Annotated in this window: 21 protein-coding genes; 20 read left to right on the top strand and 1 reads right to left on the bottom strand. The window is 32.6% G+C overall.

Features of this window, described 5'->3' with window-relative positions; translation table 11 throughout:
- Positions 1–21: 21 nt before the first annotated feature.
- The 17 genes from EDD66_RS16170 to EDD66_RS16090 all read left to right on the top strand — a co-directional run bounded on the left by EDD66_RS16170 (position 22) and on the right by EDD66_RS16090 (position 16,780).
- A complete protein-coding gene (locus EDD66_RS16170) occupies positions 22–1,341 on the top strand; it encodes a GerAB/ArcD/ProY family transporter (RefSeq protein WP_123610628.1) in 1,320 nt (439 codons plus the stop codon).
- Positions 1,322–2,386, top strand: a complete 1,065-nt coding sequence (locus EDD66_RS16165; protein ID WP_123610627.1) for a Ger(x)C family spore germination protein — start codon at positions 1,322–1,324, stop codon at positions 2,384–2,386. The genes EDD66_RS16170 and EDD66_RS16165 overlap by 20 nt, the downstream gene beginning before the upstream one ends.
- 113 nt (positions 2,387–2,499) lie before the next feature.
- The gene (locus EDD66_RS16160) at positions 2,500–3,297 is read left to right on the top strand and encodes a DUF975 family protein (protein WP_123610626.1); all 798 of its coding nucleotides are present in this window, start codon (positions 2,500–2,502) and stop codon (positions 3,295–3,297) included.
- A gap of 159 nt (positions 3,298–3,456) precedes the next feature.
- Positions 3,457–5,031, top strand: coding sequence for a DNA polymerase III subunit gamma/tau (gene dnaX / locus EDD66_RS16155; RefSeq protein WP_123610625.1), 1,575 nt, complete (start codon positions 3,457–3,459; stop codon positions 5,029–5,031).
- 14 nt (positions 5,032–5,045) lie between these two features.
- Positions 5,046–5,399 (top strand): YbaB/EbfC family nucleoid-associated protein, encoded by a 354-nt coding sequence (locus EDD66_RS16150; RefSeq protein WP_123610624.1) that lies wholly within the window; start codon positions 5,046–5,048, stop codon positions 5,397–5,399.
- Positions 5,399–5,995: a recombination mediator RecR gene (recR, locus tag EDD66_RS16145; RefSeq protein WP_123610623.1), complete on the top strand. Its 597-nt coding sequence runs from the start codon at positions 5,399–5,401 to the stop codon at positions 5,993–5,995. The genes EDD66_RS16150 and recR overlap by 1 nt, the downstream gene beginning before the upstream one ends.
- A 372-nt stretch (positions 5,996–6,367) precedes the next feature.
- A complete protein-coding gene (locus tag EDD66_RS16140) occupies positions 6,368–7,603 on the top strand; it encodes a DUF5050 domain-containing protein (RefSeq protein WP_123610622.1) in 1,236 nt (411 codons plus the stop codon).
- Between the two features lie 137 nt (positions 7,604–7,740).
- Positions 7,741–8,547, top strand: a complete 807-nt coding sequence (locus tag EDD66_RS16135; RefSeq protein ID WP_123610621.1) for a CPBP family intramembrane glutamic endopeptidase — start codon at positions 7,741–7,743, stop codon at positions 8,545–8,547.
- Between the two features lie 98 nt (positions 8,548–8,645).
- Positions 8,646–9,473 carry a VanW family protein gene (locus EDD66_RS16130; protein WP_123610620.1) on the top strand — a complete coding sequence of 276 codons (828 nt, stop codon included), beginning with the start codon at positions 8,646–8,648 and terminating at the stop codon, positions 9,471–9,473.
- A gap of 24 nt (positions 9,474–9,497) precedes the next feature.
- On the top strand, positions 9,498–9,938 hold the full coding sequence (locus EDD66_RS16125; protein WP_123610619.1) for an NUDIX hydrolase: 441 nt from the start codon (positions 9,498–9,500) through the stop codon (positions 9,936–9,938).
- A 7-nt stretch (positions 9,939–9,945) separates the two neighbouring features.
- Complete coding sequence (locus EDD66_RS16120; RefSeq protein WP_123610618.1) at positions 9,946–10,563, top strand: lactate utilization protein; 618 nt, start codon at positions 9,946–9,948, stop codon at positions 10,561–10,563.
- Positions 10,564–10,649: 86 nt separating this feature from the next.
- Positions 10,650–11,051 carry a GNAT family N-acetyltransferase gene (locus EDD66_RS16115; RefSeq protein WP_123610617.1) on the top strand — a complete coding sequence of 134 codons (402 nt, stop codon included), beginning with the start codon at positions 10,650–10,652 and terminating at the stop codon, positions 11,049–11,051.
- Positions 11,052–11,197: 146 nt separating this feature from the next.
- The gene (locus EDD66_RS16110) at positions 11,198–11,752 is read left to right on the top strand and encodes a GNAT family N-acetyltransferase (RefSeq protein WP_123610616.1); all 555 of its coding nucleotides are present in this window, start codon (positions 11,198–11,200) and stop codon (positions 11,750–11,752) included.
- Complete coding sequence (locus EDD66_RS16105) at positions 11,742–12,482, top strand: hypothetical protein (protein ID WP_123610615.1); 741 nt, start codon at positions 11,742–11,744, stop codon at positions 12,480–12,482. Before EDD66_RS16110 ends, EDD66_RS16105 begins: the two co-directional genes overlap by 11 nt.
- Before the next feature lie 225 nt (positions 12,483–12,707).
- On the top strand, positions 12,708–13,385 hold the full coding sequence (locus tag EDD66_RS16100; protein WP_123610614.1) for a uracil-DNA glycosylase: 678 nt from the start codon (positions 12,708–12,710) through the stop codon (positions 13,383–13,385).
- 40 nt (positions 13,386–13,425) lie between these two features.
- The gene (locus EDD66_RS16095; protein WP_123610613.1) at positions 13,426–15,387 is read left to right on the top strand and encodes a fructose-1,6-bisphosphatase; all 1,962 of its coding nucleotides are present in this window, start codon (positions 13,426–13,428) and stop codon (positions 15,385–15,387) included.
- Positions 15,388–15,676: 289 nt separating this feature from the next.
- On the top strand, positions 15,677–16,780 hold the full coding sequence (locus EDD66_RS16090; RefSeq protein ID WP_123610612.1) for a hypothetical protein: 1,104 nt from the start codon (positions 15,677–15,679) through the stop codon (positions 16,778–16,780).
- A 131-nt stretch (positions 16,781–16,911) separates the two neighbouring features.
- Here EDD66_RS16090 and yyaC read toward each other — a convergent pair whose 3' ends face one another.
- On the bottom strand, positions 16,912–17,475 hold the full coding sequence (gene yyaC, locus EDD66_RS16085) for a spore protease YyaC (RefSeq protein WP_123610611.1): 564 nt from the start codon (positions 17,473–17,475) through the stop codon (positions 16,912–16,914).
- A gap of 271 nt (positions 17,476–17,746) precedes the next feature.
- Between yyaC and EDD66_RS16080 the strand changes: the two genes are divergently transcribed.
- The 3 genes from EDD66_RS16080 (at position 17,747) to EDD66_RS16070 (ending at position 21,199) form a co-directional block, all read left to right on the top strand.
- Positions 17,747–19,060, top strand: a complete 1,314-nt coding sequence (locus EDD66_RS16080) for a LysM peptidoglycan-binding domain-containing protein (protein ID WP_123610610.1) — start codon at positions 17,747–17,749, stop codon at positions 19,058–19,060.
- Between the two features lie 253 nt (positions 19,061–19,313).
- On the top strand, positions 19,314–20,504 hold the full coding sequence (locus EDD66_RS16075; protein WP_123610609.1) for a DUF5711 family protein: 1,191 nt from the start codon (positions 19,314–19,316) through the stop codon (positions 20,502–20,504).
- Positions 20,504–21,199 (top strand): CvpA family protein, encoded by a 696-nt coding sequence (locus tag EDD66_RS16070; protein ID WP_123610608.1) that lies wholly within the window; start codon positions 20,504–20,506, stop codon positions 21,197–21,199. Before EDD66_RS16075 ends, EDD66_RS16070 begins: the two co-directional genes overlap by 1 nt.
- Positions 21,200–21,500 lie beyond the last annotated feature (301 nt).

The raw sequence follows: 21,500 nt of genomic DNA, 5'->3' as shown, positions 1-21,500 counted from the left end.
ATATAAGAAGTAGGTGATATCATGTTTTCTAGTAATGACAAGATATCAAATAGGCAATTAAAAAGAATGTTGATATTTGATATGTTCAGTGCATCATGTTTGATAGTACCATATTTAGCGGTAAGGGGAAAAGAGGAAGAAGGATTTATTCCTGTTATTCTGGGAACCATTTTAGCACTTGTATATGCCGGTATAATGTACCTCTTTATGAAACAATTTAATAAAGGAGAAGTTGTAGTAGATACAAGACAGGTGCAAGGGCAGGGAGAATATCCGGTCCATCAGAGAGAAAGTAAAACAATTGGAGTAAGCTATATTTCGTATTCTAAAAAAACGGTAGGGAGTATTATTACAGGGATCTTTAGTATATTATACCTGATAAAATTTTTCGTTCTCTTGGTATTCTCAGTGAATCTATTTACGTATGTTATTGGAGATACATTACTTTCGGATACAAATCCAAAAGTAATATTAACAACCTTACTTTTAGTGGCCGCTTATGGAGGAGTACAGGGAATTGAGAAAAGAGCAAGGTTTACTGAGTTAGTCTACTATCTGGTCCTTATTCCCATTATAGGATACCTTCTTCTTGGAATACCAAGGATAGATATCTCCAATTTAGTATTACCTGCAATGAATGAAAACAATATGAGCCAAAGTTTCTTTGTAAAAGGTGACCATAATTATTTATGGGGAGGTTATTTGATCTTATTAACTTTTTCCGTATTAGAAACGTTACTTTTCGTAATTCCTTATGTAAGTAATAATCTTAGTAAAAATAAAAAAATATTCAATTATATCATGCAGGGTGTTTTAATAATTGGAATATTAAATTTATTTATCTATATAGTTACGGTGGGTACTTTAGGAGTTGGGGAGACCAGCGAGAAGTTCTGGTCAGTGATAACGATTATGCAAGTTATTGAATTACCAGGAGGATTCATTAAAAGACAGGATGGCATTATGATTGCATTTTGGACACTTAGTATTTTTACTTTACTTAGCGCTTATATGTTTTACCTTGCTCACATTACAGAAGAATATATACAGCTTTGTATACTGAATCATTTTCCAAATAGAAAACGTGATAAAAATGCAATACATCAAACACCCATTCATTCCTACACAATTATTGCATTTGGCGTTCTTGCTTATATTGCAAGTTTGTTCATCACAAGTATTGAAGACGAATTTGTAAACTTTGGAAGATACTTTGCCTATATAGGGATTCCACAATCCATACTGATCCCTCTTTTCATTTTATTAGTAAGTATCGTAAGATTTCCAAAAAGTAAGCAGGATAAAAGGAGGGCGACTGGACATGAAGACATTAAAAAATAGATGCCGGTATCTGTTGCTGCTGGGAATGATTCTGATTTTATTTACAGGATGCAGTGAAATGACACAAATTGAAGATAGAGATTTTATATTGGCAATGGGAATCAGTTTTGATAATGGTAAGTATAAGGTAACCTATGCAAGGCCGGATCTTAGTGCTCTTACAGGACAACCCGTAGGAAAAAATGAAAAATTTGTGATGACCTATTCGGGAGTAACAATATCTGATATCGAAGAAGATTATGCAAGGAATTCTGATAAACGCCTTGATTTAAGGCACCTTAAAGTTATAGTTTTAGACTCTAGTATTGTAAAGAATAAAGTTAAATTAAATGAACTTTTAGGATTTATTGAAAATAAATATGAAATTTCAAGAAATACAATGGTATTTTATACGAAGGATCAAGCAGATAAACTTTTAGAAGTGAATACAATTGGTGGGAATATAGGTGAAAATGTAGAACAGTTATATGAGAATAACCCTCAAAACTCAGATGCTAAAAAAGTGACGATTGGTGATTTGATCAATGGTCAATATCAGGTTAAAAAAGTAGTCCTCATTCCTATATTGGAGATAAAAGAAGAACGTATCTGGCTTTCTGGAGCTGGGATATTTTCAGAAAATGAATATGTTGATTCCCTGGATGAGACTCAATTAACATATGTTCATATGATGAATGGAATGGGAAAAGGCAGGGATATTGTAATAGAGAATTCACAGGTCATAAAGATTAAAGGGATAAAATCAAAATTTACTTATGCCATGAAGGATAAGAAACCTTATATTGTAATCCGAATCACAGGGGAAGGAACAGAACTGCAAAGCAACACCTCAGGTGATTCCAGAAAAATATTTAATACCCATGTGAGCGAAGCAATATTATATTTAAATCAAAATTTTACAAAAGAAAAAAATATAGATATACTAAATCTTTATCGTAAAACAGCATATAAAGACCGGAATTTGTGGGAAAAATACCAGGGGAAATCGGAACAGTTCATAGAAGATTTATCCATGGATGTATTAGTTGACTTTACATTACAATAGATTAACATCCGATTAAAACCCAATTAGAAATTAGATGGATTGTTGTAAGTTTACCTCATATACTATATAATAGAATTAAATAATACGTTGTTTATAGGAAAGAGGGATAAGTAATGTGGAGTAGATCTGAATTAAAAACTAAAGCGAAATCAGCTCTAAAAAGATACTATTGGATTGCTTTTGTGGTATGTATTGTTGCAGGAATCTTAGGAGGCTCCGGTGGTTCTGGCGGAGGCGGTGGAAGTAGTTTTAGAAATTATTCTAATACGAGGAATAATAATTCTTTTCCTTTAGGAAATGATATAAGTGCCATAGAAAATGAAATAACCACCATGTTTGTGACATTTTTACCATTCATAATAGGATTCATCATATTGGTAATTATTATTGCAATTGTATTTGCTACTTTTGTTTCAGGACCAATTGAAGCTGGTAAAAATTATTTCTTTATGCATAGCAGAGAGAATGGTGCACAATTTACCACAATGTTTGCTAATTTTCGAAAAGGCAGATATATGAATACAGTAACAGTTATGTTTTTCCGTGGTCTTTATACGTTCCTTTGGACACTATTGCTTATTATACCAGGAATCATAAAATCATATGAATACTGTATGATACCATATATTATGGCTGAGAATCCTGATATAGATAAAAACAGAGCATTTGAATTAAGTAAGTATATGACAGATGGAGATAAATTTAATATATTTGTTCTGCAATTATCTTTTATAGGATGGTATCTTCTTGGAGCAATTCCTTGCGGAATAGGAATTCTTTTTGTTCAACCATATTTTGAAGCGACCATGGCTGAGTTATATGCCGTAAAAAGAGAAGAGGCAATAAGATCAGGATTCTCCAATGAATCTGAGTTATGTGGATTTTATAACTCAATTCAAAATAATTTTTAACATTTACTTAAAATAACAGAGGGCTGTTGCTTATTTACGCAACAGCCTTTTCCTTGGTAAGTAGAAAAATTCTATGGATAAATTATAATAATTATAGTACAATTAACTTTAGTGATTTAGAGATAAATAAAATCAGGAATTAGATAAGGAAGTGCAAAAATGGCATATACAGCTCTTTATAGGAAATTTCGCCCTAGCGAGTTTAACGATGTAAAGGGACAAGAACATATTGTAACTACATTAAAAAATCAAGTGAATGCTGGAAGAATTGGACATGCATATCTTTTTTGCGGTACCAGAGGTACTGGTAAAACAACAATCGCCAAGATATTAGCGAAAGCTGTGAATTGCGAGAATCCAGTTGAAGGCAGTCCATGTAATGAATGTAGTATGTGTAAATCAATTAATGGTCAAACTTCCATGAATGTAATAGAAATAGATGCAGCATCCAATAATGGTGTTGATAATATACGTGAGATTATTGATGAAGTACAATATTCACCAACAGAAGGCCGTTATAAAGTATATATCATTGATGAAGTTCATATGCTTTCAGCAGGGGCGTTCAATGCTCTTTTGAAAACCCTGGAAGAGCCGCCTGCATATGTGATCTTTATATTGGCTACAACAGAAGCCCACAAGATACCTATTACCATTCTTTCAAGATGCCAAAGATATGATTTTAAACGAATTACTATAGATACTATTTCTGCCAGATTACTGGAACTTATGGAGAAAGAGAGTATTGAAGTAGAAGATAAAGCAATCAGGTATATTGCTAAAACAGCAGATGGCTCTATGAGAGATGCACTAAGCTTATTAGATCAATGTATCGCTTTTTACTTCGGACAGAAATTAACATATGATAATGTATTAGAAGTTCTGGGGGCAGTAGATATTGAAATATTCAGTAGAATGCTAAAGAATATTATTAATAATAATATAATAAGCTGCATAGAGCTATTAGAAGAACTGATTATAGGTGGAAGAGAGATTGGACAGTTTGTAATTGATTTTACATGGTATCTGAGAAATCTTTTATTAGTGAAAACATCGGATCAAGCCCTTGATATTATTGATATATCATCTGATAATGTAGAATTGCTAAGACAGGAAGCTACATTGATCGATGTGGATACTTTAATGAGATATATCAGAATATTATCAGAATTATCCAACCAGGTGAAATATGCCACCCAAAAAAGAGTTCTTGTAGAAATAGCATTGATTAAGCTATGTAAACCGGCAATGGAAACAAATTATGATTCTATTTTAAATAGATTAAGTCAAATTGAGGCGAAGATAGAGAAAGGGATTCCTGCAGTTAATAATCAGGAGAATGGGACAGTCCCGAAAGAAGTTATCCCAGAGAAGGAACAAGAGCTGCAAGCCCCAATCATCCTGCCAAATGCAATTCCAGAAGATTTGAAAGAGGTAGCAAAAAACTGGAATAGTATTGTTATGAATGTATCACCGGTAATACGGGCATTATTAACAAGTGCAAGGCCAAGTATTAATGGCGATAATACATTACTTCTTGTTTTTAATGAAGAAGTGGATAAAGATTTTATTGATAATGAAGAGCGCTTAAGGGAAATAACAAATGCAATTGAAAAGATGATCCATAAACAAGTAATCGTTAGGACTAAGCTTATTAATCAAGGGCAGGAATCAATGAATGATTTTCCTGACTTGACTAAAATAATAAAAATGAATATCGAATATGAAGATTAAAGGAGGACGTTAGTATGGCAAAACGTGGAGGATTCCCAGGAGCAATGCCTGGTAACATGAATAATTTAATGAAACAAGCACAAAAGATGCAAAAGCAGATGGAAGAAAAGACAAAGGAAATTGAGGAAAAAGAATGGGAAGCAACTGCCGGTGGTGGAGCTGTTACAGTTCGAGTATCAGGTAAGAAGGAAGTATTATCTGTTAAGTTATCACAGGAAGTAGTAGACCCGGATGATATTGAGATGCTGGAAGATTTAATTGTTGCAGCTACGAATGAAGCACTTAGAAAGATGGAAGAAGAATCTGCATCTGTGATGAACTCGATTACTGGTGGATTAGGCGGCCTTGGTGGAGGATTTCCTTTCTAATGGATTATTATAGCAGTCAGATAAGCAAGTTAATTGAAGAACTTTCAAGATTACCTGGGATTGGCCACAAATCAGCTCAAAGGCTTGCATTTCATATTATCAACATGCCAGAAGACCAAGTAAAAAGTCTGTCCAGTTCCATCGAACAGGCCAAGAAGAATGTAAGATACTGTAAGGATTGTTATACTCTTACGGATAATGACTTGTGTCCCATCTGTAGAAGTGATAAAAGAAACAAAAAGACGATAATGGTTGTTGAAAATCCAAGAGACCTTGCAGCCTATGAGAAAACAGGAAAATATGAAGGGGTATATCATGTATTACATGGTGCTATCTCTCCTATGTTAGGCATTGGACCTGCTGATATTAAATTAAAAGAGTTGATGATCAGACTGGAAGGAGAGGTTGAGGAGGTAATTATAGCAACCAACTCAAGCCTGGAAGGCGAAACAACTGCAATGTATATTAGTAAATTAATTAAACCAACAGGTATTAAAGTAAGCCGAATTGCCAGTGGAGTACCGGTTGGAGGAGATCTTGAATATATTGATGAGGTTACGCTCCTTCGTGCTTTAGAAGGAAGAGTAGAGCTATAAGGGTATTTATGGATTTTGTCAACATGTATCCCAATTTATCGTGGAATAGCCTCGTTTATCCTTTTAGACAGAATAGAAAATAGCACTAAAATAAAATCGAAAGCAGACCTGGATAGAGCGTTTCACCGCCCCGTCTCAGGTCTGTTTTTTTCTTTTCCAGACCAGACCACGGATAATTTCTTTAAAATTAACGCTAGAAAAAGCCAAGAAAAGAATAAGATATAAAACCTAATAATTCCAAAATAATAATTGAAAAGAAAGTAATAATATACTAAGATAAGATTGATGATAAATGTTTTGATGATGGGCAATCTAGAGTGTAATACCGGAATCTGTTAATCATATAAACTATTTGAGAATAAGGAGAATGCAATGAACACAATAACAAAACGAATACTCAGCTTTATTTTAGTCTTTTCCATAATTGTCTTTCTACTGCCTCAGAATGTCCTTATTACCAGTGCAGCTGCTAACGCAACAGTTTACGAATATTCTCCTATGGTGGAAGACAGAGGAAATATCTATTATATTCAGCGGGTAGAAGGCGATGAATATTCATACGATATTTACCGGTTTGAGGTTGCCACGGGTAATAAAACCAGACTGTTATCGTCAAAGAATGATATTTTAGGGATGATGCTTCATAATGACACCCTGTATTATACCAGCTATGAAGGGGAAAAAGATGTCTATCAGACTTATTCGGTTTCCATTGATGCCAAAGAACAAAAAACTATTTGCAACGGCTACTTCATATGTCTTGACGACAGCAGTATTTACTATTCTGTTATTAAAGGGGAAGAAAGTAAGTTATATAAAAGAGATTATGACAGCAAAAAAGCTACTCTGATTTATACCGGCAACATGACCTTCAGTTTTGTGAAAAACTTGGATAACACATTGTATTTTGCTCAATTTAATGAGGCTTCTTCAAAGCTTACATTATACACGCTGATGCCAGAGCAGACAAGGCTGTCTGTTTTAACTACAGAAAAGATTAAGCTGAATGGAACGGAGCGGATATATCCAACGGTGTCCGATATCGCTGAAATAAACGGAGATATTTATTATCAATATGGTACGTATGAAGGTTCCGGCAGCTATTGGTACGGAACATTAAAAAAATTAGATTCCAGTACAAATACAAAATCTGTTATCGCAAAGCAGTTATATGAGGACCAGATATATCATAATGATAGCAGCATCTTCTATAGGGGAACCGATAGCAGCGGAGAACATTTTCAATACAACACAAAGACCGGTAAAACATCTTCTTATATATACAAAACTACTGGTACAGAATCCTTCAATATTCTGGGAGATAAAACCTATTGTGCAAAGGCGGACGGTAAAGAATTGATTACGGTATCCCGTTTTACATCTGGAACCAATAAGAGTAATTTAGTCAAATCCTTTATTAATCTTTCTTACAAACAAAACGAGAAATTTGACTATAGTGCATATGTAAAAAAATATGGTGATTATCTGATTATTCCTGTGACATGTATGGATTATAATGATACCAGCTATGGATGGAGAGGCAGATGTGTTAGTGTCACCTGGTATGTCGCCGATTCTGATGGTAAGATACTTGCACAGTTTCAGTAAATGGTTTGGGGGTTACCCAATGACAGTTTTGCCTAATTTAGGACCATAGGGAACAGGTATTAGAATTACCTATTTTCTATGGTTTTTTAAAAATAAATGTAACTATGAAAGTTATGCAATCTTGGGAGGAATGAAATTTGTATCGTGATAAAGGAAAAATCATTTTAAATATTCTGATAATATATATATTTTCAATAATCATTTGGAATTTAATAAAATATCTTAATGAAGAATATTTTAAAGAAGGTTATAACTCTTTCAATCATTTTCTTCTAGGGGTGATCACCAGTATTCTAAGCATCATTCTTATTGCTATCATGCAAATGATAAATACAGGTATAAGACAATTAAGGAGAGGAGCGATACGTTCTAATTTATGTTCTTTTTTATTAGGAGTGCTTCTTTGGACAATACCTGCATTCATCGGTGCTGCAATTTGTTTAGTAACAGGATGGGTAGAAATAACAGTGAGGACGGATTTTAAGCAGATTATAGGGAGTTATATAATCTTATTTATCACGGTATTTCTAATAGAAGGTTTACCCGAAGAACTTATTTTTAGAGGATTTATATATAAATATTTAAATGTTATATTTCCCCATTGGCTGACTTTAGTTTTGCAAGTGATATTATTCACGGTATTTGGTTATTTCATTGGTAGCATTTATTCCATAGAGCAACTTTTATTCTTGCCTGGATTTGCATTTATTTTAAGTTATCTAAGAGCGGTATCCGGAAGTTTTTGGACATCAACAGGATTTCATGTTGCCCTTATGACTACAACCCAGATTTTAAGCCCAATTCATAATCATTTTATTATTAAGGGGGCTGATACATTGAAATTTTTGGCTTTTATCCTGATTCCCAGCATATTAGGATTTACAGCCTTATCTTTTATTTATCCAGGGCATAGGTGGAGTGATAAAGTTTCCTGCCCTAAATGAGAAAATATTAAAAGAAGTGAAATCTGTTGATGATAAGTATATTATTTATGTTAGAATATGTAATATAAATAAAATTGTAAGAGGGTAAGAAGAAAGGTATGATAGATTACAATCTGAAACCGAAGAAGAGAAGCAGAATAAGATTATTTATGGGCAAGTACTATTATCGAATGAGGAGAAGAATTTTCTGGATGACAGGTGATATTAAATTTGCAAAATATAAAGATAATCATCCGTATCAATATACGTGTATTTTTCATAGTACACCATTGCTCCGTAAGTTAAAGGATGTAGACATGTACCTGCAATACAACAAAATAGCAAATCTTTCCCTGGCAGCAGAAAAGATAAATCATATTATCATAAATCCGGGAGAAACCTTCTCTTATTGGAAATTAATAGGGAAACCAAACAAAAGAAAAGGGTATCAAAAAGGAATGATTCTATTTTCTGGTAAGTTTATGACAGGAGTTGGGGGAGGATTATGCCAGCTATCTAATCTGATCTATTGGATGACTCTTCATACTCCTCTTACTATTGTAGAGAGATACCGTCATAGTTATGATGTATTTCCAGACAGTAACCGAACCCAGCCATTTGGCAGTGGAGCAACCTGTGTGTATAATTATAGAGATTTAATGATTCGTAATGATACGAATCAGCCTTATCAATTAAATGTGTGGCTGACGGATTCAGAGCTTTGCGGATGCTATAATGTGAATACCAGACTTTTAGAATCTTATAAGGTGTATGAGAAGGAACATTATTTTAGAAAAGAGATATTTGGGAAATATAGCAGACATAATATCATATGCCGGAAAGTATATGATATTCAGGGAAATGAGATTCTAGATGAGTATGTCACTGAGAATCATGCTCTTATGATGTATGAGCCATTTTTAGAGGATAAAAGTATAGAGATATAACACATGTTCCTAAGGAGGAAAGTAATGAAAGTAAAGTTCCATGATCAAGTAGAGGACAACCTGATAAAATTTGCTGTTATAATATCTAAATTTCAGAATAAATGGGTCTTTTGCAAGCATAAAGCCAGAGATACATATGAATGTCCAGGTGGACATAGAGAGCCGGAGGAAGATATATTAACAGCTGCAAAAAGAGAATTATATGAAGAAACAGGAGCAACTGAGTATACGATGGTACCAATAAGTGTTTACTCAGTAAGTAGTTATGATGGTGTAACAAAAGAAGAAACAGAGACATTCGGTATGCTTTATTATGCGGATATTAAAGTATTTGGGGAATTACCGGAATATGAAATTGAAAAAGTTGAATTATTTAAAGAATTGCCGGATAGATGGACTTATCCACTGATCCAACCCGAGCTTATCAAGAAGATAAATACAGTGATAGTCAATAAAAGTACGTGAGGAAAATATGGTACAGATAATAGAGAAAGTAATAAATAATTTAAAAGTGAATAATATGAATGGGTACTATTTATCCAACAAGGAAGAACTTATCTTTCTATTAAAGGGATTAATACCTGAAAATTCTTCGGTAGGATGCGGAGATTCAGTCACATTAGAGGAGCTTGGAATCTTTGAATACTTAAGAGCAGCCAATATAGATTTTTATGATAAGTACAAAGAAGGATTAACAAGAGAGCAAAAAAGAGAAATTTATTTGAAAAATTTTCAGGTGGATATATTTATCAGCGGCTGTAATGCAGTCACCACCCAAGGAGATATTATCAATATTGACGGAAATGGAAGCAGAGTGGCCCCTATGATATATGGGCCATCTAAGGTGATTTTAATTATTGGGACCAATAAGATAACTCAAAGTGAAGAAGAAGGGTTGCAACGGGTCAGACAAATTGCAGCACCTCTAGATGCAAAACGTCTTATGAAAAAAACACCATGTGTAAAATTGGATAAATGTATTAACTGTAAGAGTAAGGACAGAATATGTAACAGTTTCGTAAAGATTTCCAGGCAGTTTGATAGTAATCGTATCCATGTGATAATTGTTGAAGGTTCTTATGGTTATTAAAATACAATATTAATTTTGGTTATCATATACGTTAAGCAAAAGATAGAAAGAGACACATAATTTACAAGTATATGGGAGAAATTTAAATGGATATAAGACATACGGTGCCATCTGCAAACGAGTATATTTCTCTAAGAATGAAAACAGGAATGGGAACAAAACATATTAAAAACAGCGAAATTGCATTAAAAAATTCTTTATTTATTGTTTCACTGTGGGATGAAGGTAATCTAATAGGATTTGGAAGAGTTGTAGGGGATCAGGGGATTACTTTTATCGTTTCGGATATTATGGTGGATCCTGCTTACCAGGGAAAAGGATATGGTAAAATGATTATGAAAGAAATCGATAATTATCTGGAGCAGAATACAGATGAATATGCATATGTATGTTTAATTGCCAATAAACCTGCTGATAAACTATATACCCAATTTGGATTTGAATATTCAGAACCAAAAGCATGTGGGATGAAAAGAATCAAGAAATGATGAAGATATGATAAGATACCATTTGTACATATTGAGCAGGAAAATGAAAAGTCAATGAATTTAGCAACAGGTATGGGTTTTATCAATTACGAAAATGTAAACTGGTTTGAAGCTGAAGATTAATAAGAAATGAAAGAGGAGGAAACATGGATATTTATCAAATATGTCCTGAATTTAAAAAGGGACAAATTACATTAAGGCAAACAGAAACTCAGGATGCAGAAGAGTTACTAAACTGCTATTCGGATGAAGCGGCAGTACCATTATTTAATTCAGATAATTGCCATGGAGATGATTTTTATTATACTACTTTGGAAAGGATGAAACAGGCCATTGACTTTTGGGATTTTTCCTATAAGAACAGATATTTTGTAAGATGGACAATCATTATAAATGATACGGAAGAAATCATTGGAACCATAGAAATGTTTCATAGGATTGCCGAGGATGAATTTAACCATTTTGGTATATTACGAATTGATTTACAAAGTAGATTTGAGAAACAGGAAATAATCAATGATATTTTAGAGATTGTAAATGAAAATTTATATCAGGCATTTGAGGTTAACTCTATACTTACCAAAGCTATCCCATTAGCGGGGGAACGAATTCAATCATTATTAAATAATGGATATTCTCCAATGAATAAGAGATTTATGGGTTATGACGATTATTACAGGAGGAATAGAGTTGACAATTAAGGATATGAGACAGATGATAGGGCAGAATTTAGTATTAAAATCAGCTGTTGTGGTAATTGTAATAATTCTATCCATCCTATATGGCAGATTTTTTTTAACTCCTGGAGTTTACTATAATGATTCGTTCTTGAAAAAAATTGTTACAGAAAAAGAGGTTCATTATAAAGGATATAGCATAGATGGAAATATTAATATCACAGTCAAAGGTAGTAAAAACAAGTCTGCTTCTTCTGAAGTGATTTATGATCTGCCCAATAATCTAAAGTTTCATTATATAGTGAACTATAAAGACCCCAATCACTGGGAATCGGGGCTTGAAAATATTCAGGATGTAAATAGTGGAATGATTCATGAGGCTGATTATAGAGTCGATAGTATGTTTTTAACAGATAAAGATGGAAATATTTTATTTGATGATCCTGTTACAGTTATTGTAAATGGAGAATCCATTTACAATAAAGATTATAGAGTGCCATTAAAAAATGTGGTAGATCTGGCCACATATAATACGGAAACTATTCGAGGGAATTATCTTTATGTGTTTTTTGCTGTTATTATTCTGGTAATAACAGGGATAGACATCAAATTCCCCAGGTTTTATTTTTATCAAAAATATCGTTGGAGTGTAGCTAATCCAGAACCATCAGAATTTTATGTTGCAATGCAGCAGATATTTTGGCGTGCTGGTATTATTGGCGGTCTTATTTTATTAATTTTCGCAGTTATTTAAAATCAATTTAAATACATCTGATATGACAAAGAGAGGTTAGTCATGGATTTGATAATAAGACAAGAAACAGAGCAAGACTATAAAATGGTGGAATTATTCCTTGACCAATTTATAAAACACTAGTAAAATCAAGGCGAGATTAAAAATTTTACGACAATAACCACAAAGAAACTTCCCAAGGGTGTTTCTTGTGGTTTACAGATATAAGGGAGATGAGTAATAAATATGGCTATGATTCAAAATGACTGGCTGGCTTCATTGCATAATGAATTTAGTAAAAATTATTATAAAGAACTTTTTTATTTTGTGAAAAAGGAATATAGTACGGCAGTGGTTTATCCTCCTTCCGATGATATTTTTAATGCTTTTCACCTGACTCCGTTAAGTGAAGTAAAAGTTGTATTACTTGGACAGGATCCATATCATAATGAACGTCAGGCCCATGGGATGAGTTTCTCTGTCCTGCCGGATCAGAAAGAAATTCCTCCTTCACTGCAGAATATATATCAAGAGCTTTCTGATGATTTGGGATGTTATATTCCTAATAATGGCTATCTGAAAAAATGGGCAGACCAAGGAGTACTTTTATTGAATACTGTTCTCACAGTAAGAGCACATCAAGCCAATTCTCATCAGGGAAAAGGATGGGAGCAGTTTACAGATGCAGTGATAAGGGCAGTCAATGAACAGGACAGACCAATCGTGTATTTTCTGTGGGGAAAACCTGCACAGAGTAAAATTCCCATGTTAACGAATCCGAAACATCTAATACTGAGAGCTCCTCATCCAAGTCCATTGTCTGCTTATAGAGGATTTTTTGGATGTAAGCATTTTAGTAAGGCAAATGAATTTTTAAAAGAAAATGGAATAGGGCCAATTGATTGGCAGATAGAGAATATTTAGCCATAAAGAAAAGGTTTTAGAAAACTTTTGGAGGTAAAATATGGACAGCTTAACAATGAAGTATCTAAAAAGTATGGCAATACAATATTCCAGTGTGGGAGAGGCATGTACGGAGATAATTAATTTACAATCAATACTTAATCTTCCCAAAGGAACAGAACATTTTATTTCAGACATTCATGGAGAATATGAACAGTTTATACATATATTAAAGAATGGGTCTGGTGCGATTAAGAATAAAATCGATGTGGCTTATGGAAATACCTTAAGCAATAAAGATAAGAAAAGTCTGGCTTCCCTGATTTATTATCCGGAAGAGAAATTGAAACTCATTCGAAAAGAAGAAGATTGTCTGGAAGATTGGTATAAAATTACCTTTAATCGTTTAATTCAAATCAGTAGAATGGTTTCTACCAAATATACCCGTTCCAAAGTGAGAAAAGCATTACCTAGAGATTTTGCATATGTAATTGAAGAACTATTAAATGAGAAAGCTGATATTCAGAATAAGGAAGCCTATTATAATGAAATTATAGCAACTATTATAAGAATCGGTAAGGCAGACGACTTTATTATTGCATTATGCGATCTTATTCAGCGATTAGTGATCGATCATCTCCATATTATTGGGGACATTTTCGACAGAGGTCCTGGTCCTCATGTTATAATGGATACACTAATGAAATATCATTCTGTAGATATTCAATGGGGAAATCATGATATATTGTGGATGGGTGCAGCTTCAGGGCACCTTGCCTGCATAGCCAATGTGATTCGTATTTCTGCAAAGCATGGGAATCTGGATACATTAGAAGACGGTTATGGTATTAATTTAATTCCATTGGCCACTTTTGCAGGAGAAATCTATGGAGATGATCCTTGTAATGCTTTCCAGGTGGAACAAAATAAAATGCTTTTTAATCAAAATGAATTAGAATTAGAGAGAAAAATGCATAAGGCAATTGCTATCATCCAATTTAAATTAGAAGGTCAGATCATTCAAAAAAGACAGGAATTCAAAATGGAAGACAGGTTGCTGCTTGATAAGATAGATTTATCAAAGAAGATATTGGTTTACAATGAAAAAGAATACGAACTGAAGGATACTAATTTTCCAACGATAGATTGGAACAATCCATATGAACTTTCAGAGGACGAAGTAAAATTGATGCAGCGCTTGAAGCAGGCATTTATAAATTGCGAGAAATTGCAGCGGCACATCCGTTTTCTTCTTGCGAAAGGCAGCCTTTATCTTGTATATAATAATAATCTTTTATATCATGGCTGTGTTCCTTTAAATGAAGATGGAACGTTTCGTGAGGTAGAGATAGGGGAATATTATTATAGCGGAAAGAAACTATATGATGTACTGGAATATAATATCCGCAAAGGTTATTATGCCTATGATAATAAAGAGGAAAAAACATTCGGCCAGGATATTATATGGTACATCTGGTCCAATGAAAACTCTCCTGTATATGGAAAAGAAAAGATGGCGACCTTTGAACGATATTTTTTAACAGATAAAGAGATTCAAAGAGAAAAGAAAAACTATTATTACAATTTATTTGAGAAAGAAGAGATTGTAAATCAGATATTAAAAGAGTTTGGATTAGATACGACAGATACACATATTATTAATGGTCATATGCCTGTGGAATTAAAAAAGGGGGAAAGTCCCATCAAATGCAATGGAAAGCTTTTAATTATCGATGGAGGATTTTCCAAGTCATATCAGGCAAAGACAGGTATTGCGGGATATACTTTAATATATAATTCATATGGGCTTCGACTTATATCCCACGAACCATTTACATCCAAAGAAGAAGTAATTGCAAATGAAAGTGATATTCATTCGGATACTTTAATTGTAGAGCGAGCTAATATCAGAAGATTTGTAAAGGATACCGATATTGGGAAAGATATTATGGAAAGAATTAATGGATTAGAAGAACTGTTAAATGCATATCATAATGGTTTAATAAAAGAAAACAAAAAATAGAAAAGGGTTGGACAAATATTTTAATATCTGTCCAACCCTTTTCTGAGGCTAATGAGAGGGGGGGAGTATTTCAAATGTATGAAAATCTCTTACAAGAATTATTATAGTAAAAAGATGTGACTAAACTGTGTACAAACTCTTAAAAAAATATTAATGTGTCTGTCAATTTCTTAAATAAATATAAAGTGTTATTTATATTTTAGACAGAATTATATTTTGATTGTTTAAAAGCTCAAAATTTGGTAAAATGAGGAGGTAATCAAAGACCAATTTTAAGGTGGGATAAACGATGGAAAATACGAATATATTGTCAGAAGGAATTGAAGCTCTTAATACAGTCAAAGAAAAGTTATTAGAATTAAATGGTTATAAAGAAAATGCAGAGCAATTAGCCATAGAAGAAAAGAAATTAGAAAAAGGAATTGAATCAAAAGAGAGAGATATCCAGGATGAAATAACCATTACATTAAAAAAAAGAAAAGATGAAATAGAGAAGACCTTTGATGAACAAATAGAAAAAATAAAAATTAAAATGAAAAAGGTACAGAATAAAAAAGAAAAAATAAAGAACGCAAAGGTTTCAGAAAGAATTGAAGATGAGACAGGGGAACTTGTGGAAGAAAATAAAAAGCTTTTCATAAATATTAAAAATATATTTAAGGAAAACAAAATTCCTGGAATTTATAATAGTAATCTATATTATTCTCTATATTTTCCAAGCAGTTTTAAGGATATTATAATAATTTTAGCTTTAATAATGATTGCTTTTATAGGTATCCCATGTGGCATTTATTTCGGGCTGCTGCCGGAAAGAAAAATAATCTATTTGATTGCCATTTATTTTATGACAATTATTCTTATCTGTGGATTATACCTTTTAATAAATAATATAAGTAAATCAAAGTATTTAGATAGTATTATTCAGGCGAAGCAATTGCGCATTCAGATTAGAGCCAATAGAAAAAAGATAAAAGCAATTAAAAAATCTATATTAAAAGATAAAGATGAAAGCCGATACGGACTTGATAAGATCAATCAGGAAATGATGGAACTGGATGGAGTTCTAAAAGAGATTGAAGAGCAAAAACAGGAGGCTATCCTTAATTTTGAAGATACAACTAAATTAGTGATCGTAACTGAAATCAAGGCAAAGTATCAGGAAGAACTTAATGATTTAAATCTTAATTATGAAAAATCACATAATGAAATGAATCAATATGATACTAAAATCAAAGAGATAACTTTATATATGGCGAATAATTATGAAGCCTACATAGGGAAAGAATTTTTAAGAGTAGAGAAGATGGATGGAATCATTCAACTTATGCAAAGCCAAGGATTAACAACGGTATCTGAAGGTTTGGCTGCCTGGGAACAGGAAGGGAATCATTAACGAAGACATTATGAAATTAAAAGTGCTGCTGCAAAATCAGTGTTCAGACTAAATGAAACTATTTTGCAGCAGCACTTTTGCTATTAATCATTTTACTTTCTTAAATCAGGGCTGAAAGATCTCCTTCAACCTTATAATCCCAACATACTAAATTTAATCCCAAGGCTGATACAGTCAGCTAATTTCATAACCACATTCAATCTCGTAGTTTGCAGCAGCATATTGTCAAAGATACCAGATAAATTTACAATTCCGGTAATATGAATATCCCCTACTTCCGGCAAAATTTTTTCAACACCAGACCCTGGTTTTAATGAACCTTCCCCAAGTGTAATATAGCCAATATGATTTCGGGTTCCAAGGGATGCATCAATTGCCACAACTAATGAATTCTTATGGTTTGCTTGTATGGATTCAATCGTTTGGGCAAGATTGTTTGCATGTACCGGACTTTCAAGAGTTCCATATACCTTACAATTATGATAATTCATTTTTGATAATTTATATCCTATGATAGGACCTAGACTATCGCCAGTTGCACGATCAGAACCAATACATAAAAAAACGATTTTGGTATTTCTATTCATATACTTCTGTAATAATTCTGTAAGGGCTTTGCTAAAATGAAAAGCACTCAGATTTTCTAAAGCATTAAAATAGTACGTCTTCTTTTTGTTCTCCAAACAATAGTTCATTCTACACCTCTAAATATCTAAACTTGATAGGAAAAGTATTGCCTAATATTAGTAATTTTACACAGCATGCCTAAAATTATTTTGCTTTGTCTATTTATAGAATTTAAAAATCAATAATATTTTCGAAATATAAATTCTTAATGGATATTATTTGGTAAAAGGTAGAAAACTTTAAGGGGAAAATATCCAGATTTGACAAAAATATTAAACTTTCTATGCTAGGATATCTATAAGGACAAGTAGGTAAACTACATAGGAAAGGAAGAGGGAAATGATAGAAAGTATATATAGTAATGAAAAAAAGGGTGAAAAAAATTGGAACAATTCAAATATAATGTTTCGTATGCCAAAGAATATAAGGCAAATAGGACAACCTGACAACTCAAGAAAAATATATATTGAAGATTATGTAATGACTTATGTAAGGCAACTGGCTATGAAGGATTATAGCCATTATAAAGTTGCTGTCTTGCTTGGTCAGTTCATTAAAATAGATGGAGGCAAAAGTATATTCATCAGTGGGGCAGTGGAAGCAATCGGGGTTGATATTGAGACACAGACGGCATTTACCAATGAAATCTGGACGAATATATATGATGATGTAAAAAAGTATTTTGATGATGTAGAAATTGTGGGATGGTATGTATCGAAACCAGGGATGACACTGGATACTACAGATCAGCTGTTAAAAGTTCATGTAGATAATTTTGCAGGCCAGGATAAAGCTCTTTTAATGTATGATAGTATAGAAAAAGAGGAAGCTTTTCATGTCTTTAATAATAATAAATTGTGCAGGCAATCGGGTTATTACATATATTATGAGAGAAATGAAGAAATGCAGAACTACATGGTAGAAAACAAGAAAGCTAACAGCATAGACGCAGGCTATGAAGATAAAGCAATAAAAGAAATAAGACATATTATCGAGAGTAAAAAAGAGAATAAACCGGAGAAAGAACAGGGGAATGTAGTAAATCTGTTATATGCAGCAAGTACTGTTCTTGCAGTTGTAGTATTGGTAATTGGAGCAACTATGTTAAACAATTATGACCAAATGCAAAAAATAGAGAAGACATTAAATACAATCTCTGACTATGTGATTGGAGAACAGAAAGATCTGCCAATAGAAGAAGCAACTCAAATGGAAGAGGAAGAAGAAAAAGAAAAAGTTACTGAAGTGGAGACAATGTCTGGAGAAATTGATAAATTAAAAGAAGAGTATGAGAAAGAAAATGATTCTTCTAAAAAAACATCAGAGGAATCAACCGCTTCTAAAGTAGATGAGGAGAAAGACTCTTCAAAAGACACAACGAAGGATTCAAATGAATCGACTAAAAAAGAGGAGGAATCAAAAGAAGATACATCCCAGGATAAAGAAACCAACGAAAAAAAGGAAGAGAAAGAAACTACTTCAAAACAGACAACCGCCAAGCCCAAATATCATACAATAAAATCAGGTGATTCGTTAATATCAATAAGTATGAAATATTACAAGACATCTGATTATGTGGACGAAATTATGGCAGCGAATAATATAGAGGATCAAGATAAGATCCTGATTGGCCAAAAAATCAGACTTCCGTAATTTTATAGTAAATATAACCTAGGATTTCGTAGTTTGCACTTTCCCCAAAATAAGGTATAATACTCGTGAAAGCAATTTTACTTGCTCGCAAGAGTAAAATTGCTCACGGGACAAAAATGTGAAGCATTTTTGTATTAGCAGGAGCAACGTAAGCGAAAAAACGAAGTTTTTGAGCCTAATCTGCTTGTATATTGTATTAACTTATAACGGGACCATAAAAAGCGTAAGATAAACGAAAGTAGGTTTATAATTGATGGCAAGATTCAAAGAACTTTTAGATGATGGAAATAAAAACATAAATAAAAAGCAAAACAAGAGAACTTTTAAGATATTTATCAGTATTATTATCCTAATAGCTCTTATTTTTTCAATATATATTTTTTATTCCATAGCTCATAAGAGCTATAGCACATATAAAACTTTATCTTCAACAGAAAGAGCAGATAGCAATACTGTTAAATATTTAAAATATGGAAATAAGTTATTGAAATATAGTAGAGATGGAGCTTCTGCACTTGACAACAAAGGCAATGTAATTTGGAATAGTACATATGATATGAAGGAACCAAAAGCGGATATATGCGGAGATTATGTTGCTGTTGCAGATATAGGCAGTAAAAATCTCTATGTTTTTGATAATAAGGGAAAAGCGGGAAAAGTAGAGACGCTCCTTCCAATTCTGCAGGTTAAGGTAGCAAAACAAGGAGTTGTTGCGGTATTATTGCAGGACAAGAATGCAAATATCATAAGTATATACTACCCGTATGATACATCTAAACCTTTATTGAATGATTTAAAAACTTCAACTGAGGATGGATACCCAATTGATATTGATATATCAGAGGATGGGACCAAATTAGTGACAAGTTATTTGTCTACAAAAAATGGAGTAACAGAAAATGCGGTTACTTTCTACAGTTTTAGTGAAGTGGGCGAAAATGCAATTAATAATATAGTTGGCATGTTTGTATATAAGCAAGTAATCGTTCCTAAAGTGGAATTCATCACTAATAATATTGTTTGTGCATTTGCAGAAAATAAATTCACATTATATTCTATGAAGGAACAACCTAAGACGATTTATGAAGAAACTTTTAAATCAGAGATCAGAAGTATATTTTACGATGAAGAACGTATTGGATTTATCCTTGAAAATCTCGAGGGTTCCGAAAAGTATAAAATCCTGGTGTATGATTTAAAGGGTAAAAAAATCTTGGATAAAACGGTGGATTACGATTATGAAAATGTGGCTATTTATGGGAATGATATTATATTTAAAACAAATTTAGAATGCTATATTCTTAGGGTGAACGGAAACGAAAAGTTCCATGGAACCTTTGATAAAAATATATCTTATATTTATCCTATGAACAAATTAAATAAATATTATTTGATAGATGACGTGAATATAAAAGAAATAAAGCTAATGGAGGATAACGAATAATGAATTGGTTAGTAGTAGTAGTTCTTGCAATACTAATATTCTATGGATTTAAAGGAAAAAGAGAAGGATTTATCAAAACTGTATTTACCCTTTTTTCTCTGATATTTGCATTGTTCTTAACCTCAACATTTAGTCCTTATATTAGCAAGGCCCTTCAAAATAATGAAAAAATATATTCCTATATTTCAGGAGCAGTCTCAAAAATCGTGGAAGTTGAAAAAGAAGATGGAACAGTGACAGAACAAGTTGAAGATATAAAAGAGCTGTCATTGCCAAACTCTCTTAAAAATGCTCTGATAGAAAATAATAATGGGGAAGTATATAAAGCATTGGCAATTAATAGTTTTAAGGAATATGTAAATAATTATCTTACTTGTGTCATTATCAATGCGCTTTCTTTTATATTAACATTTCTAATAATAAATATTGCCCTTTTCCTGATTTCAAATACATTAGATCTAATTAGTAAATTGCCAATAATCAATGGCCTCAATAAAAGTGCCGGATTTATTATTGGATTAATACACGGGCTGGTGGTAATATGGGTGCTGTGTATTTTGCTGACTTGCTTTGGAGGAAGCGAATGGGGTGGAGACATTTATAAGCTGATTAATGAAAGCAGTTTTTTAATGATGATTTATGACAATAATTTGCTTTTAAGTGTAATAACCAATATGGCGAAAGTGCTATTTTAGAAATTTAGACATAATATTAAAAAAAATGTACATAATATTTGAAAAGGTGTTGACATCGTCTTTTGATGATGCTATAATCATTTTTGCTGACGCGCCAGAGGGCCTGTCAGAGGAACACAAAGAACATTGATAACTAAACAGTGAAACAACCCTGAAAATTCTAAATAAAAAGAATTTCAGTAATAAAACGAACCGTGTTCAATGAGAATTGGACACAACCTAAAAACAGTAAACTTTAGTGAGAACTAAAGGAAACGGAAAAATTAGCTAACGTTAATTTTGAAGTTAAGATTAAACTAAC

The sequence above is a fragment of the Mobilisporobacter senegalensis genome (assembly GCF_003752155.1).
Lineage (GTDB): Bacteria > Bacillota > Clostridia > Lachnospirales > Lachnospiraceae > Mobilisporobacter > Mobilisporobacter senegalensis.
Note: the sequence above shows the minus strand (reverse complement) of the source record. Positions and strands in the feature narration are given on the sequence as shown.